The organism is Ensifer sp. 2TAB8 (assembly GCF_052115125.1).
Classification (GTDB): Bacteria; Pseudomonadota; Alphaproteobacteria; order Rhizobiales; family Rhizobiaceae; genus Ensifer.
In genome coordinates, this window is record NZ_JBFRGB010000025.1 from 61,059 (window position 1) to 75,357 (window position 14,299).

Below are 14,299 nucleotides of genomic sequence, written 5' to 3' on the forward strand. Positions count from 1 at the left end.
GGGTCGCTAGAACAGGCCCGAAGAACCGGGCCTTCGCATTGACTCATGTCAATTGCCGTCGGCTACTCAAGGGGCAAATGCTAATCGGTGGTCCGGCATCCAAGCCGGCTGGTCGACTTGGGGCGGTGGTTTTGCCGCCTACCGCGCCAGCGCCACGCGGCGTCCGCTGACGGGCTGTTCCAGCACGTCCATCTGCACATCGTAGATCCGCGCCAGTTCTTCGGGCGTCATGACGTCGGAGGGTGTCCCCTCGGCGATGAGGCGGCCGGAATGAAGCGCCACGATGCGGTCGCAGAAACGGGCCGCCATGTTGATCTCGTGCAGCACCGCGATGATGGTGATGCCCTTGTCCCGGCAAAGATCGCGCGTCAGCGTCAGAACCTCGAGTTGATGGCCGATGTCGAGCGCGGAGATCGGCTCATCGAGCAGCAGGCACGTGGCATCCTGCGCGACGAGCATGGCGAGCCACACACGCTGGCGCTCGCCGCCCGACAGGCTGTCGACCTCGCGGTTGACGAACGGCCCGATACCGGTGACCTCGATCGCCTCTTCCACCTTTGCCTTGTCGGCTGCCCCGAAGCGTCCGAGCGTGCCGTGCCAGGGATAGCGGCCAAGCGCGACCAGTTCTCGGGCCAGCATGCCGGGCGCCGGTGGCGTGTTCTGCGGCAGATAACCGAGCCGGCGGGCGAAGGCCCGCGTTCCCCAGCCTGTAAGTGGCTGGCCCTCGAAATCGATACGCCCCGCGGTCGGCGTGAGCTGCCGCCCGATCAGCTTGAGCAATGTCGACTTGCCAGAACCGTTGTGGCCGATGAGCGCGATGGAATGCCCTGCCGGGATATCCAGCGTCAGCGGGTGCAGCAGGTTTCGCCCGTCGATGGCGTAGCTCACATCATGAAGCGACAGGACGGCCTGATCGCGGGCAATGGGCGGAGCTTCAGTCGCGTGGTTCTGCATCTCTTCGTTCCGGTGCAGGGTGGCTGAACCTGCTGTTTGCTCTATCGGTAGACATCATTGGCGACAAAAGGTCGAGGCATTGATCGGGCAGGCCGGGCCGCATTTCTTCAATCCATCGAGTTTGTAGCGGATGCAACAGACCTTGCGCTGGAGGCAGGTACCACCCGAGGCGTCGGGGGCCGTCTGCGTCAGCCGGACCAGTGGATGGCCCGCTGCCATCAGCGCCTCCAGCTCGTCGAGCCGCGCCGCGACATCGCCCGGCATCGCGCCCCGCTGGCAGAGATTGCGAACATGGCTGCGGGCGCGGCAGAAGGCGTAAGACGCGTTGCTCCAGTGCACCCGTTCCGAGGTCGCCGTCACCGTCGCAATTCGCGCGATCAACGGTCTCACATTGTCATCGACGATCCCATGCAGATGTGTGCTCAACGAAGCGGGAGCTGCCCGCTTCGCCACGAACCGAACGGGCGTCGCCATATCCGACAGGCCGACCTGAACTTCCGGTAACGCCAGGCAAAACCAGATGTCGTGAACGAGGCCATAGGCGATGGCGGGTCGGAGCAGTCGGCCGAAATAGCCTTGCGTCCACAGCGACGCGGCAGCCCTGCGATCGCCCGGTCCCCAACGCCGCAAAAGGCCATCCAGCGCGCGGGCAACCGGCCCCGGTTCGAGAATGCTGTCCAGGCGGACGAGATCATCGTCGTCAGCCTGAAATGCGTGGCTCAAGGCCGCGTCCGCAAAGGGAGCGGGAAGCGCCGGCAACAGGCTCGCCATCATCGTTTCCGCCCCAGAAGCCAGATGAGGTAGGGCGCACCGACGAGCGCGGCGAAGAGGCCGAGCGGCAACTCGTAGGGGAACGTCGCCGTGCGAGCGCCGAAATCGGCAAGGGCCATCAGGATCGAGCCGAGCAGGAAGGAGCCGGCCAGATGCTGCGGCGCCGTGACGAGACCGGCACGCAGGACAATGTGCGGCGCGACGAGCCCGACGAAGCTCAAGGGGCCGACAAGCAGGGATGCAGCACCCGTTGCAGCGCCCGAAAGAAGCAGGAGGAACACGCGGCTCAAGCGCACCGACAGGCCGAGCGACAGGGCGATTGACGGCCCAAACGGCAGGATCGTCAACCAGCGGCTCAGCATCAACGCGACGGCAAGGATGAGCAGAGAGAGAATGCCGAGGAAAATTGCAGTCGCCGGCGTTGCCGTGGATGCCGAACCGCCGAGCCAGGCGAGGATCTGCCACGACCGCTGGTCGCCGATCGCCAGCAGCGCCGACAGGACGGCCGAACTGAAGGAACCGACGGCCACGCCCGCAAGCAGCAGCTTTTCCGGCGGCAGATGCCTGCGGCTGGCGAAGAGGAGCACCGCCAGCATGGCGATGAGCGCGCCGAGACCCGCGCCGATGAAGACCGTGGCCGTGCCGCCGTCCGGCACGACGGTCAGCGCTGCGGCAAAACCGAGACCGGCACCGCCGCTGACGCCGACGACCTCGGGGCTTGCCATGGCGTTACCCGTCATGCGCTGCAGGATCGCGCCAGTCACGGCCAGCAGGCCGCCTGCTGAGGCGGACGCCAGCAGCCGTGGCCACCGGAGCGGTGCAAGGTCGAGCGTTTCGGCCCAGCTCAGTACCTTCCAGCCCTGCCCGGAGGGCCCTACGAAAAAGGCGATCGCGACGATGACGGGCACCAGGGCAAGAAACACAGCAAATGCCGGCATCAATCTCGCGCGACGAATGCTCTCCCGCGCCTCATGCGGCACTTCCATGCTGCGCACCTTGGGCAGAAGCCAGAGAAGCAAGGGGCCGCCAACGAGTGCGGTGACCGCACCGGTTGGAAAGTTCTCGCTCGAGGTGCGAGCAAGGGTCTGCACGATGCCGTCGCAGAGCCAGAGGAACAAGGCACCCGCAAGCGGCGACAGCGCGACAATCGCCGCCGGCCGGCGGGCTCCGCAGGCGCGCACGAAGGCCGGGGCGGCAAGGCCGACGAAGCTGACGAGCCCTACCGCAGCAGCGACGAAGCCGGCCAGAGCTGTCGCGATTGCGGCAATTGCAAAGCGAATGCCGCCGAGATTGACCCCCAGGCTGCGCGCACTGGTATCGCCGAGACCGAGGACCAGCAGCGGGCGGATCAGCAGGCTGGCGAGCACGCCGAGAAGGACGAACTCCAGCGCGAGCCCCTGGAACACGGACCAGTCCTGCTGGCTGAGAGACCCGCCGTTCCAGGTCACCAGCGACATGAGATATTCGCCGCGCGCAAGCGTCATGGCCGCCGATAGGGCGGCTGCCGTCACGCCCACGAGCAGACCGGAGACCACCATCGTGATCGGTTCGAAAGCCCGCCGCCAGCCGAGCGCGAAGACGACCGCTGCCGCCGCCGCGGCACCGGCGAGCGCAACGGCAGTTCGATGGCCATCGACGATTTCAGGGGCGTAGAGCGTTGCTGCAACGATCGCGAGCTGGGCACCCGCCGAAATCCCGAGGGTCGAGGGATCGGCGAGCGGGTTGCGCAGCAATTGCTGGAGAAGCGCGCCCGAGAGGCCGAGCGCTGCGCCCGCTGTAAGCGCGACCGCCGCCCTTGGGAACAGGCTATAGGCCAGAATGATCTTGTCGAGACTGAGTGCCGCGGAAGGCGCAAGCAGATCGCTCCACTGCGAAAACGGCACCTGGCTCGATGCGGACAACGCGAAGAGGATGAGGCCGACCAGCAGGCTAGCCGACAGGAAAGACCATGCCCGCATCGTCATCCGCGCGGATCCCCCGTCTGCATCGCCTCGGCGAAAAGGCGCGCAAACCGCAGGCCCGCGGTGACGCCGCCATAGGGGTTTACGTTGGCAAGCTGGATGATGCGTCCCTGGCGGACGGGTTCCAACGCGTTCCAGATGATGCTGTTTCGAAGGCCGCTTCGTGCCTCGACCGGGATGTCCGAGACGATGACGATGCGCGCATCGGGGTCAGCCGCCAGGTTTTCGATCGGCACGGGTGCTGCGAAAGTAAAGCGCGAACGATCCGTCCAGGCATTCGGCAGACCCAGCCGGGCAAGCAAGTCGCCGAACATGCTGTCGAAACCAAAGACGCGCACGTGCCGTGCATCGCCGATGTTGACGATATAGGTGGACCTGCCCGCGAAGGGAGCGAGCGCCTGCCTGTGACCTTCGATTTTGCCGGCTATCTCCTTCAACAGTGCTTCGGCCCTTTCCGAGCGTTCGAGCCGGTGGCCGAGCGCCTTGACCGCCGCCAGCGCCTTCTCAAAGGGCGGCTCGCCGCGAACGTAGAACGGCTGTGAGAAGAGCGGCGCGATCCGGCCGAGTGCTGCCTCATGGCGCACATAGAACGGCGAAATCAGGATCAGGTCGGGTCTGAGCAGGTGAAGCAGCTCGAAATTGGGCGAGCCGCGCAATCCGAGATCGACGACATCGTTCGGCAACGCCGGCTCTACAGCATCGCTTCGGAACTGGATGAGTTCCGTCGCGGCAACCGGCGTGAGGCCGAGCGCGCACAGCGTCTCCAGCATCGCCCAGTCGATCGCGGCGATGCGCAATGGCACGTCGGCCCGGCCATCCGGCGCGGCAAGCAACAGCGGCGCGCCGAGAAGCAGTTCCCGGCGGCTGACGAAAGGACCCAATGCCCGCTCTCTCAATTCGCTACCAGCTATAGGTCAGCTTCCCCATGAATGTGCGGCCGTCGCCGTAGTAGCAGCCGAAGGAGCTGCAGCTTGCGACATAGTCCTTGTCGAACAGATTTTGAACGTTGAGCGAGGCCTTGTAACCATTCTTCTGATAGGAGAGCGCGAAATCGGCGAGCACCACCGAATCCAGGTTGAAGGTGTTGGCGCTGTTGCCATAGCGCTGGCCGACGAGGCGAACGCCCGCCCCGACGCCGAGACCTTCAAGCGCCGTGTCCTCCTGGAAGGTGTAGTTCGCCCAGAGGCTCGCCATATGCTCCGGCACGTTTTCGACGCGGTTGCCGTCGTCAGCGCCGGCCGCAATCCGGGCGTCCGTGTAGGTGTAGGCGGCGCGCAGGTCGAGCCCTCGCGTTATGCTGGCGACGCCCTCGAGCTCCAGGCCACGGACATTGACCTCGCCGATCTGCGACGAGAGGCCGGCGATGGTGCGCAGCACGTTCCTCTGCTTGAGGTCGTAGACGGCTGCCGTGAAAAAACCGTTCCAGTCAGCCGGCTCGTATTTCACACCGAGCTCCACCTGCTCGCCCGATGTCGGCTCGAAGGGCGAGCCATCCGGCCCGGCCCCGATCACCGGCTCGAAGGACGTCGAGTAGCTGACATAGGGCGCAACACCGTTGTCGAAGACGTAAGCGAGGCCGGCGCGGCCGGTCAGTTCATGATCATCCTGATCGAGCGGGCGGGAAGCGCCGGTAAGGCCGTTGAGCGACGTTCCCGAGCTGCTGGTCCAATCCTGCCTGAGGCCAAGCGTCGCCCGCCAGCCGCCGAGTGCCAATTCGTCCTGCACATAGACGCCAAGCTGCGAAAGCGCGCTGTCGACCGTCGTATCGAGCGTCGGCGCGATCAGCCGGATCGGCCCGCCATAGCTTGGCGAGCGCACGTCGATCGGCGTCGCCTGGAAAAAGCGGGTCCGCACATTGTTGTCGAAGTGGCGATAGTCGAGGCCGACAAGCAGCGTATGGTCGGCGTCGCCGGTCGAGAATTCGCCCAGCAGATTGTTGTCGACGTTGACGGTGTTGAGCGTTTCGTCCTGGAAGGTCGCGTTTCGCCGCAGCGTGCGGCCGTCAGCCGCAAGACCAAGCGTCGACATGCCGAGCGACTGGTAGTCCCAATCGAAATCGGAGTAGCGGAAATTCTGCAAGAAGATCCAGCTCTCGCTCAGGCGATGTTCGAGCTCGTATCCGAGATTGGTGAGCGTGCGGCTGGAGCGGTCGAAGGTTTCGTCACCGACATAGAAGTCGCGCGGCAGGCGAAAGTCGGTTGCGTTCAGCGTGTATTGCGGCGGCAGGCCCGAGGGCGTGCCGGGATTGTCGTGCTGGACGCTCGCAAGGATCGTGAGCTTGGTATCCTCGTCCGGCTGCCATGTCAGCGCCGGTGCGATGAAATAGCGGTCGTTGTCCAGTTCATCGACCTGGGCAGCGGCATTCTTGCCAAGACCGGTCAGCCGGTATGCGAAATCCGAATCCTCACCCAGCGTACCGCCGAAATCAAAGAAGCCACCAAAAGTCTCGAAGCTTCCACCCTGCACGCCGACTTCGCCGAAATTCTCAAAGATCGGCTTCTTGCTGATCATGTTGATGATGCCGCCCGGATTGCCTTGACCGTACATGACCGAGGCGGGCCCGCGCAGGACGTCGATGTTTTCGAGCCCGTATATTTCGACGGCTGGTGCGCCGGCGGTGCGCATCATCCTGAGCCCGTTCAGGAACTGGGCCTGCCGGCCATCGAAACCGCGTATGATCGGCGTATCGAAGCGCGGATCCGTACCGAAGGGCTGCGCCAGCACGCCGGGCGTGTAATTCAGCGCCTGCCCTACCGTCTGGGCACCCTGCGCCACGATCTGGTCATGCGTGATGACAGACACGGATTGCTGCGTCTCGAGCAGGGGTGTGCCGGTCTTCGAAGCGGTGCGGCTCGACTTCGCCACATAGCCCTCGACGGGACCGCCGGCGTCCCTGTCGCCCTTCGCGACGATCGCCTCGAGCCTGGTCTCGCCGTGCTGCTGCGCCATCGCCGACTGTCCGGCGTATCCTACCAGAGCGACGGACGTAAGCAGCAACCAGTGAATGCGTGACATGTGACGACGAAAGCCTCTGCGCACCGCGTACCGCGCGCTCAATCTGGAGTAAATTTGTCATCTTTGTATAGGCAAATTTTCCGCCATTCCAATAAGTCGGTACAGGATTTTTCAGAACTAATGATTATGATACCAACAGGCAGCATCGCTTTCAGTTATTACACCACGAGGCCTCATGTCGGCTCCAAAGTCACCGCGCGCCGCAACCTTCGAGCTTCGGCACCTGCGCTATTTTATCGCCCTGGTGGAGGAGAAAAATTTCGAGCGCGCCGCCGCCCGGCTCGGGATTGCCCAACCCGGCCTCAGCCAGCAGATTCTCAATCTGGAAAGCCTGGTCGGCATCCCGTTGCTGAATAGGGCGAAGCGTTCGGTACAACTGACGCTCTCTGGACAATTGCTGTTTGACGAAGCCCGAAAGATCGTCGCGCAGGCCGACCTCGCCTTGTCGGAACTGCAGCGGGTCGGACGCGGTCAGACGGGCAGGATATCGATCGGCTATGTCGCCTCGGCCGCCTATTCCGGCGTGCTGACGGAATCACTCACCTCTTTCCGTCAGGAGTTTCCCGACATCGAACTTCAGCTTGTCGAGATCGAAATGCGCCAGCAGCTCACGATGATCGCGGAAGGTGATCTCGACTTCGGCTACATTCGCCCACCGGCGCCGATCCCGGCCGGCCTGACGACGACCACGGTCCTGCGCGAGCCACTGGTGATGGCGCTGCCGACGGCCCATCCGCTGGCCGCCCAGCATGCCATCGAGCTCGCGGCCCTCTCCGACCACACCTTCATAACCCCGCGCCAACCTGCCGATGTCGGCTTCCACTTAAACACGCTCGACGCCTGCAAGGACGCCGGCCTTACCCCGAAGATCAGCGCGACGGGCCGGGATTTCACCACCATCATGAGCATGGTCGCCGTCGGGCTCGGCATCGCGCTCGTGCCGCAGTCGCTGCAATGCCTGCAGCTTCCGGGCGTGCGCTATGTTTCATTGGCGCGAAACCGCGTCACGTCCGATCTCGCGGTCGCCTATCGCAAGGTCGAAGGCTCGGCAGCCGTACGCGCGTTCGTCGCCCATCACCGAGCACGCCATGGACGAACTGCCTAGCGCTTCACGCCGGCCTTTGCCGTTGCGGCTTGCGCTCAAGGGTGCTGCGGATGGCGCGGATCGTCGTGCGGCTTCAGGAGATACCGACGCGCGACGTCGAGATAGCCGCGATAGACGAGGCCGCCATTGATCGCCAGCAGTGCACCTCTGTACCGGCGATAGAGCGCCGGGATCTGATACCAGGGAACACCCGGTCGCTGGTGATGCAGCACATGCAGATTGTTGTAGAGAAACAGGAGGCCGAAGAGCGGTGTGCCTTCGACGATCGCCGTCCGCTCGTCGTGATGGCCGGCGTAACGGTGCTCCGCATAGGAGCGAAGCCGCGTCAACGCCGCACCGGCATAGACGAAACCGAAGAGGTAGAGCCAGAGCGGCATGCCGCAGACCGCAAGAACCCAGATGAGGACGACGGCGACGCCTGCCGCGTGCGCGAGCCAGATTCTTGCCCGCTCCCTGTCGCCCTGCACGATCTGCGCCAGTTCCTGCGCGAGGAAACTCAGGATCATGACCAGTGGTCCGAGTGTCAGCCGGCCGAGCAGGGTCGTGTTCCACTCGGCAAGCTTTCGTCCCACCTTGCCCATGCCTTCCCAGGCGGCTCGGGTAAAATAGGAGGACTCCGGATCCTCGATCGGATCCGTCAGATGTTCGTCGCGATGGTGGACGAGGTGCCCTTCCCGATAGATCGCGTAGGGCAGCCAGAGGGAAAGCGGCGGCGATCCGATCGCATCGTTGATGCGTTGGTCGCGCGTCGGATGACCGTGAATGACCTCATGCTGTAGCGACCCGTGCCAGGCAATCAACCAACCGCCCAAGCCGATCACCACCGCGACGGGAAGCGACTTCCAGAACCAGGTCAGGGCGAAAAAACCACTATAGATGGCCACGGCCAGCGCGACGGTCTGCCATTCGATGCGCGCGATTAGAGATAGGCTCGATTGCGGGGGCAGCGCGTCAGTCGACATGGGGTCTCCGGCTAGAAAAAGCGATAGATTTCAATCGCCAATATAAAAAGCCGACCAAGGGGAAGGCGCCGCATGGCTTTGCGGCAAAGACACGCAAACGGGAATAGTGGTCGTGCGAAACGCCAGGCCTGTAAAATATTTATTCTATGTAATTTATATTCTATAAAGCTGCCGTGCGCCTGATGTTCGCGACGGCCTTCGCGAAGCCGCCGCCGAACCGTCAGGCGATCGTCGGATATCCCTGATCGGCGGCATCGCGATCGAAAGCCGCCAGAGCCTCGTAGTCGCTATCGGATAGCAGGCTGATGCCGCGCAGCGAAAGCGTGTCGCAGATCTCGAAAAGCGCCGGGTCGGCAATGGTTTCCGCAAGCACGCGGCGCAACAACACCAGGTCCTTCGCCGGTGTCGATGCTGCGGTGATGAACGGCAAGCCCGGACCTTTTTTTGTCTCTGCCAGGATGCGCACGCCGGCGACGCGAGCGGGGTCGAAGCGCAAGGTGTTGCCGAAGGTCACGCAGTCGATCGCCGCGATATCGGCGGCACCGCTGGACACGGCGTCAATGCTCGCCACATGACCGCCGGTCTGCAGCACCGTCGAGAAGAACCGTCCGTCGATCGCATGGGGCGCCACGAAGGCGCGAAACAGGTTGTAACCGGAATTGCTGCCGGGATCGTTGATCGCCGCCCGCGCACCGCGCAGATCCTCGATCGAACGCGCCGAGGATGCGGCGTTGACGATGATGAAACTGCATTTGAGCGATCCGTCGCAGCCAGGCAGTCCGTAGACCGGCGTCGCCACCAGCTGCACCTGGCCGCGCAGGCGCTGGACATAGGGATAGCCGCAGGTCTGCGCGAACAGGAGATCTGGGCGAAGCCAGGGCTCGTCGTAGCGCATGTCCTCCTTCAAGGCCGCAGGCGCATCGAGCCCAACGGCACGGAGGCGATCCGCCAGCGCCTCCCAGAACATCCGCGTCGCGTCCTTCAGCGGCGCCGGGCTGACATACATGGCAAGGCTTGCGATGGGCATGGGCGACCTCGGAGCGACCGGGTGAAGGCGATCGAAAACCTATGCATTGCATAGACTTAATTCGCAATCGAATTCTGCGCGACCGCAATGGCCGCTCCTGAGGATAGGGACTACTGCACGCGCTTCAGGATCTCACCTGCGACCTTCGCAGCGCTCGCCGGATTCTGGCCGGTGATCAGCTCGCGATCGACGATCATGTTCGACTGGAAGGGCGTATCACCGTTGGCGATCATACCGCCCGCCAGTGCCAGGGCATCCTGAGGATAGAACTTCATCTCCCCGCCCTTCAGCAGAGGCTTGGCCATCTCTTCCTCGCCATTGCTGAAGACGGTCATGCGATAGCCGGCATAAATCCAGCCGGTATCGGCGACAGTCTGGCGACCCGCCGCCAATTCTCCGGTAAACTCGGCCGGCTCGGAAAGTGTCGACAGAAGCGCGATCGGCCCGTGGCACATCAAGGCGGTCGTCTTACCGCCCATGTGAAACTGCCGAAGCAGCTGGCCGAGATTTGCGTCGACGAGCAGATCCTGCATCGGCGCATGGCCTCCGGGAACGTAGACCGCTTCAAAGTGGTCGTAGCCGATCGGCGCCACCCGCGGCAGGCTGACAACCGGGGTCTCCGTCGGCGAGGTGATCTTCAGCTTGCCGAGCAGTGCTTCGCTTTCCCGCATCGCCGCTTCATCGCCACCGAAATACATCTTGTCGATCGAAGTACGATCAACGCTCGGCGCCATGCCTTTTGGTGTCGCGAAGGTTACCTCATGGCCAGCGTCCAGGAACGCCTTTACCGGCTGCATCAATTCGTTGAGGTAAAAGCCGGTCTCGAAGACCTTGCCGTCCTTGAGGTCCAGCCTGTTTTCATCTGAAAGCACGACCAGGATATTTCCGGCATCCGCGTGCGTGGCGCTAAGCACGATTGCCGCCGAGGCCGCCAACTTCATCAGCATTTTCATCTTCATGTCTCCGAATGGTGGCCGAATGGGCCTCCCGCAATGGGCTCTTCAGGCGGCGAGGACGTCGCGCAGCGCCTCGCCGACGCCTGTGGCGGACTGCGGATTCTGGCCTGTGATCAATCGGCCGTCGACGACGACCTTCGATGTCCAGTCCGGCGCCGGATGATGCCGCGCGCCACGCTCGACGAGAGCGCTCGCGAGCAGGAAGGGCACCGTCTTGTCGAGGTCGACGGCGCGCTCTTCGGAATCGGTGAAGGCGCTGACATCGCGGCCGGCGACGAGATAGCGACCGTCGGACAGCTTGACGTTTACGAGCGCCGCCGGGCCATGACACACCGCCGCGACCACACCACCAGCCTCGAAGATCGAACGAGTCACCCGGTCGACGGCACCGCTTTGCGGCAGATCCCACATGGCGCCGTGACCGCCGGCGAAGAAAACCGCAGCGTAACGCGAGGGGTCGACATCATCGAGCCCGGTGGTGGTGCGGATCGCCGCTCGAAACGCATCGTCGTTCCAGTACTGCGAATTGATCTTGTCTTCGAGATCGAGGCCGTCAACCGGCGGTTCGCCGCCTTTGATCGACGCGAATTCGACCGAGATCCCGGCGGCTTCGAGCACGGCCAGCGGATGCGTGACCTCGCCGAGATAGAAGCCGGTCGGCTGGCCACCGTCACCCTTGGAGCTGTGGCTGGTGAGAACGAAAAGCACTGGCTTTCCGGCGGTCGAGGCTGCCTCCGTCATCGTCATTTCCTCTTTTGGGAATGGCCCGGCGTCGCGGGCGTTGCTGATGCAGCCTATTTATTATCTCCACATTCGGCGATAAATTCACTCACAGGGAAATGATTTGGTCCTGAAAGGCAACAATGCGCCGCTTCGATCACCTCGCCGACGTCGAGGCCTTCATCACCGTCATCGACAAGGGATCAATGACGGCCGGCGCCGTGGCGCTGGCCACCACGCCATCGGTCCTGAGCCGGGCGATCACCCGCCTGGAAACGAAGCTCGGCACGCAGTTGTTGCGGCGAACGACGCGGCGCATCAGCCTTACGGAGGCGGGGCGAAACTATCTGGAACAGGTCCGCACGGCGTTCGAAACCATCGACCAGGCCGAGCGCGCCGTTCAGGGCGAAGGCGTTGTGGCCGGCCGGGTCCGCCTCAGCGTTTCCACTACCTACGGTCATTTTTGCCTGCCGGAGAAGCTGACCCGCTTTGCGCTGAAGTATCCGTCGGTTGCCGTTGAAGTATCGATTGCCAACCGCAATGTCGACCTTGTCGCCGAGGGCTATGATCTCGCAATCCGCCTCGGTCAGCTTCCCGACAGCGGGATGATTGGGAGAAAGCTCGGGGACGAGCCGCTAAGGCTTGTGGCCTCTCCCGGTTACCTCGCCCGGTGCGGTATGCCGCAGTCGATCGACGATCTCACGAAACATACCTGCCTGCCCTTCATCATGCCCAGCACGGGCCGTCCGGCGCCCTGGTTGTTGCGGGTCGACGGCTCGGATATCGAGTGGACGCCCCATGGCCCCGTTCATGTTCAAGACGATGTTCTCGGCACCGTGTCCCTGGCGGAGGCCGGTCTTGGCGTTTGCCAGACCTATGACTTCGTCGTGCGGGATAGCCTGGCGCAGGGAGGCCTGGTCGAACTCCTTCTGGAACTGGGCGGCCGGTCGCGTCCCTTCTCGCTCATCTACCCGCCGCATCGCAACCTGTCTGCCGCGACGCGCGCCTTGATCGATTGCCTTTTGGAATAGACTGTCGGGCAAGGGCTGCGAGGATATGAGGCAACCCTCGCACGAGACGCCTCAGCCGTGCCAGTGCGAGCAGCGGATGACGTTGCAGAAATTGCCGCGATGGAAGTGGGGCTCCTTGTCAGCAATGACATCGGCCTTGACGTTGCCGAAGGTGGTGTCGGGCTTGTGCCTGATGCCGTCGTAGAAGGCCTGAATGATATCTTCCTTAAAATTGGGCGTGCGCGGGAATGCGCCGACCACGGCTTCGCGCTCGGCGTCGGAATATTGCTGGTAGGTGAGGCCGAGCACATCCATCTCGACGCCGGCGGTCACGAGTGCCACGACCGGATGCATATGTTCGGGCACGCCCGGCGTCGTGTGGAGCGCTATCGCCGTCCAGACCGTGTAGGCATCCGCTTCCGAAATGCCATGGCCGCGCAGAAAGTCGCGCGCGGCATGGGCGCCGTCGACTTCGAAGCGTTCATGCTTGCTGCTGTGGCTCGGCATCAGGCCGATGTCATGGAACATCGCCCCGGCATAAAGCAGCTCGCGGTCGAAGGTCAGCCCGCGGTGAATGCCGGCGAGCGCGCCGAAATGGTAGACGCGGCTTGAATGGTTGAAGAGCAGTGCGGTTTCGGTGTCGCGGATGTACTCGGTTATTGCCTTGGCCAGCTTGCTATCGGGGATGGCGGCCTCGTTGGCGATGAGCGGCATTGTTTTCTCCTGCGCTTTCTACTCGCCAACAGGATAGAAACCACCTAAAATGTCTGCAATTTATGCAACACGTCAAATACGGCCAAATCCAGATCGAGGCGGACGCGCATGAAGGAGAAAACGAGAACAATCGTGATGGTGGCGCTGCCCGGCGTGCAACTGCTCGACGTCTCGGGTCCGTTGGATGTGTTTGCGGAAGCGAATGCGCAGGTCGGGCGCGAGGCCTATCGCCTCCTTGTCGCCGCGACAGAGCCCGGGCCGCTCCGCAGTTCGTCCGGCGTGCGATTGATGGCGGACCGGGTTATCGGCCGCGATTTCGACGATCCGATCGACACGCTGCTTGTTGCCGGATGCCCGAATGCGGCGGAGGTGTCCGCGGATGGCGTGGTTCTGGATTGGCTGCGGCAGCGGGCGCCAATTGTCCGGCGCTACGGATCGGTCTGCAGCGGCGCCTTCTTCCTTGCCGCGGCGGGGCTGCTTGCAGGGAGGCGCGTGACGACGCATTGGGCCGTGGCCGAAGCGCTCGCGCGGCGGTTCCCCGAGGTGACCGTCGAGGAGGATTCAATCCATGTGAGCGACGGGCCGGTGCGCACGGCTGCCGGGGTGACGGCCGGACTCGACCTGGCGCTCGCCCTGGTCGAGGAGGATCTTGGGCATGAGGTCGCCAAACGGGTGGCGAGCCAGCTCGTGATGTTCTTCAAGCGGCCCGGAGGGCAGCTGCAGTTCAGCCGCAAGGGGGAAGCGGCACCGGCCGGCCGCTCGGCGCTCCAGGAACTTCAGCGCTGGATCGCCGTCAATCCCGCACAGGATCACAGCGTTGCCAACCTCGCCAAGCGGATGGATCTCAGCCCGCGCCACTTCTCCCGGCTTTTTCGCAGCGAGGTCGGCATCACGCCGGCAAGCTGGGTTGAGGAGGCGCGGGTCCATGCGGCCCGCCGCCTTCTCGAACGGGGCCATGACGCGCCCAAGCAGGTCGCGGCCCAGTGCGGCTTTGCCGATGCCGATACGCTGCGTCGGGCCTTCACCCGCCATGTCGGCGTAACGCCGGCCGAGTACCGAAAGCGCTTCGCCAGCCCGGCGCTTCTCGCTGGGTAAATTGGCGGG

The 14,299-nt window shown here is 63.7% G+C and carries 13 protein-coding genes; 3 read left to right on the forward strand and 10 right to left on the reverse strand.

All coding sequences use genetic code 11. The features are described from left to right. Positions 1-138: 138 nt before the first annotated feature. From AB4Z53_RS28675 to AB4Z53_RS28695, 5 genes are read right to left on the reverse strand one after another with little or no spacing between them, the layout of a single operon-like run. Complete coding sequence (locus tag AB4Z53_RS28675) at positions 139-954, reverse strand: ATP-binding cassette domain-containing protein (protein ID WP_113539133.1); 816 nt, start codon at positions 952-954, stop codon at positions 139-141. A gap of 54 nt (positions 955-1,008) precedes the next feature. After that, positions 1,009-1,725, reverse strand: coding sequence for a siderophore-iron reductase FhuF (fhuF, locus tag AB4Z53_RS28680; protein ID WP_441598906.1), 717 nt, complete (start codon positions 1,723-1,725; stop codon positions 1,009-1,011). Beyond that, positions 1,725-3,689: a Fe(3+)-hydroxamate ABC transporter permease FhuB gene (gene fhuB, locus AB4Z53_RS28685; RefSeq protein WP_441598907.1), complete on the reverse strand. Its 1,965-nt coding sequence runs from the start codon at positions 3,687-3,689 to the stop codon at positions 1,725-1,727. Before fhuB ends, fhuF begins: the two co-directional genes overlap by 1 nt. Beyond that, entirely contained in the window at positions 3,686-4,567 is an 882-nt protein-coding gene (locus tag AB4Z53_RS28690; RefSeq protein WP_441598908.1) for an iron-siderophore ABC transporter substrate-binding protein, read from the reverse strand. Before AB4Z53_RS28690 ends, fhuB begins: the two co-directional genes overlap by 4 nt. A 19-nt stretch (positions 4,568-4,586) precedes the next feature. Further along, on the reverse strand, positions 4,587-6,701 hold the full coding sequence (locus tag AB4Z53_RS28695) for a TonB-dependent siderophore receptor (RefSeq protein ID WP_441598909.1): 2,115 nt from the start codon (positions 6,699-6,701) through the stop codon (positions 4,587-4,589). Positions 6,702-6,876: 175 nt separating this feature from the next. Between AB4Z53_RS28695 and AB4Z53_RS28700 the strand changes: the two genes are divergently transcribed. Further along, a complete protein-coding gene (locus tag AB4Z53_RS28700) occupies positions 6,877-7,806 on the forward strand; it encodes a LysR substrate-binding domain-containing protein (RefSeq protein WP_113539138.1) in 930 nt (309 codons plus the stop codon). Between the two features lie 35 nt (positions 7,807-7,841). Here the strand turns inward: AB4Z53_RS28700 and AB4Z53_RS28705 are convergent, their stop codons facing one another. From AB4Z53_RS28705 to AB4Z53_RS28720, 4 genes are all read right to left on the reverse strand, one after another. Then, positions 7,842-8,768: a fatty acid desaturase gene (locus AB4Z53_RS28705; RefSeq protein ID WP_441598910.1), complete on the reverse strand. Its 927-nt coding sequence runs from the start codon at positions 8,766-8,768 to the stop codon at positions 7,842-7,844. 220 nt (positions 8,769-8,988) lie between these two features. After that, positions 8,989-9,795 (reverse strand): phosphate/phosphite/phosphonate ABC transporter substrate-binding protein, encoded by an 807-nt coding sequence (locus AB4Z53_RS28710; protein WP_441598911.1) that lies wholly within the window; start codon positions 9,793-9,795, stop codon positions 8,989-8,991. A gap of 110 nt (positions 9,796-9,905) precedes the next feature. Next, positions 9,906-10,748, reverse strand: a complete 843-nt coding sequence (locus tag AB4Z53_RS28715) for a type 1 glutamine amidotransferase domain-containing protein (protein ID WP_441598912.1) — start codon at positions 10,746-10,748, stop codon at positions 9,906-9,908. A gap of 48 nt (positions 10,749-10,796) precedes the next feature. Then, the gene (locus AB4Z53_RS28720) at positions 10,797-11,492 is read right to left on the reverse strand and encodes a type 1 glutamine amidotransferase domain-containing protein (protein ID WP_441598913.1); all 696 of its coding nucleotides are present in this window, start codon (positions 11,490-11,492) and stop codon (positions 10,797-10,799) included. A gap of 122 nt (positions 11,493-11,614) precedes the next feature. Between AB4Z53_RS28720 and AB4Z53_RS28725 the strand changes: the two genes are divergently transcribed. Next, positions 11,615-12,502, forward strand: a complete 888-nt coding sequence (locus tag AB4Z53_RS28725) for a LysR family transcriptional regulator (protein WP_441598914.1) — start codon at positions 11,615-11,617, stop codon at positions 12,500-12,502. 51 nt (positions 12,503-12,553) lie between these two features. On the opposite strand, the gene AB4Z53_RS28730 is transcribed toward AB4Z53_RS28725, so the two are convergent. Further along, entirely contained in the window at positions 12,554-13,195 is a 642-nt protein-coding gene (locus AB4Z53_RS28730; protein WP_441598915.1) for an HD domain-containing protein, read from the reverse strand. Positions 13,196-13,330: 135 nt separating this feature from the next. Between AB4Z53_RS28730 and AB4Z53_RS28735 the strand changes: the two genes are divergently transcribed. Continuing rightward, a complete protein-coding gene (locus AB4Z53_RS28735) occupies positions 13,331-14,290 on the forward strand; it encodes a GlxA family transcriptional regulator (protein WP_441598933.1) in 960 nt (319 codons plus the stop codon). Positions 14,291-14,299 lie beyond the last annotated feature (9 nt).

Coding starts and splice junctions, on each gene's coding strand:
- AB4Z53_RS28700 (WP_113539138.1), top strand. CDS start 6,877: ATGTCGGCTCCAAAGTCACCGCGCGCCGCAACCTTCGAGCTTCGGCAC.
- AB4Z53_RS28720 (WP_441598913.1), bottom strand. CDS start 11,492: ATGACGGAGGCAGCCTCGACCGCCGGAAAGCCAGTGCTTTTCGTTCTC.
- fhuF (WP_441598906.1), bottom strand. CDS start 1,725: ATGGCGAGCCTGTTGCCGGCGCTTCCCGCTCCCTTTGCGGACGCGGCC.
- AB4Z53_RS28675 (WP_113539133.1), bottom strand. CDS start 954: ATGCAGAACCACGCGACTGAAGCTCCGCCCATTGCCCGCGATCAGGCC.
- AB4Z53_RS28725 (WP_441598914.1), top strand. CDS start 11,615: ATGCGCCGCTTCGATCACCTCGCCGACGTCGAGGCCTTCATCACCGTC.
- AB4Z53_RS28710 (WP_441598911.1), bottom strand. CDS start 9,795: ATGCCCATCGCAAGCCTTGCCATGTATGTCAGCCCGGCGCCGCTGAAG.
- AB4Z53_RS28695 (WP_441598909.1), bottom strand. CDS start 6,701: ATGTCACGCATTCACTGGTTGCTGCTTACGTCCGTCGCTCTGGTAGGA.
- AB4Z53_RS28715 (WP_441598912.1), bottom strand. CDS start 10,748: ATGAAAATGCTGATGAAGTTGGCGGCCTCGGCGGCAATCGTGCTTAGC.
- fhuB (WP_441598907.1), bottom strand. CDS start 3,689: ATGACGATGCGGGCATGGTCTTTCCTGTCGGCTAGCCTGCTGGTCGGC.
- AB4Z53_RS28730 (WP_441598915.1), bottom strand. CDS start 13,195: ATGCCGCTCATCGCCAACGAGGCCGCCATCCCCGATAGCAAGCTGGCC.
- AB4Z53_RS28705 (WP_441598910.1), bottom strand. CDS start 8,768: ATGTCGACTGACGCGCTGCCCCCGCAATCGAGCCTATCTCTAATCGCG.
- AB4Z53_RS28735 (WP_441598933.1), top strand. CDS start 13,331: ATGGTGGCGCTGCCCGGCGTGCAACTGCTCGACGTCTCGGGTCCGTTG.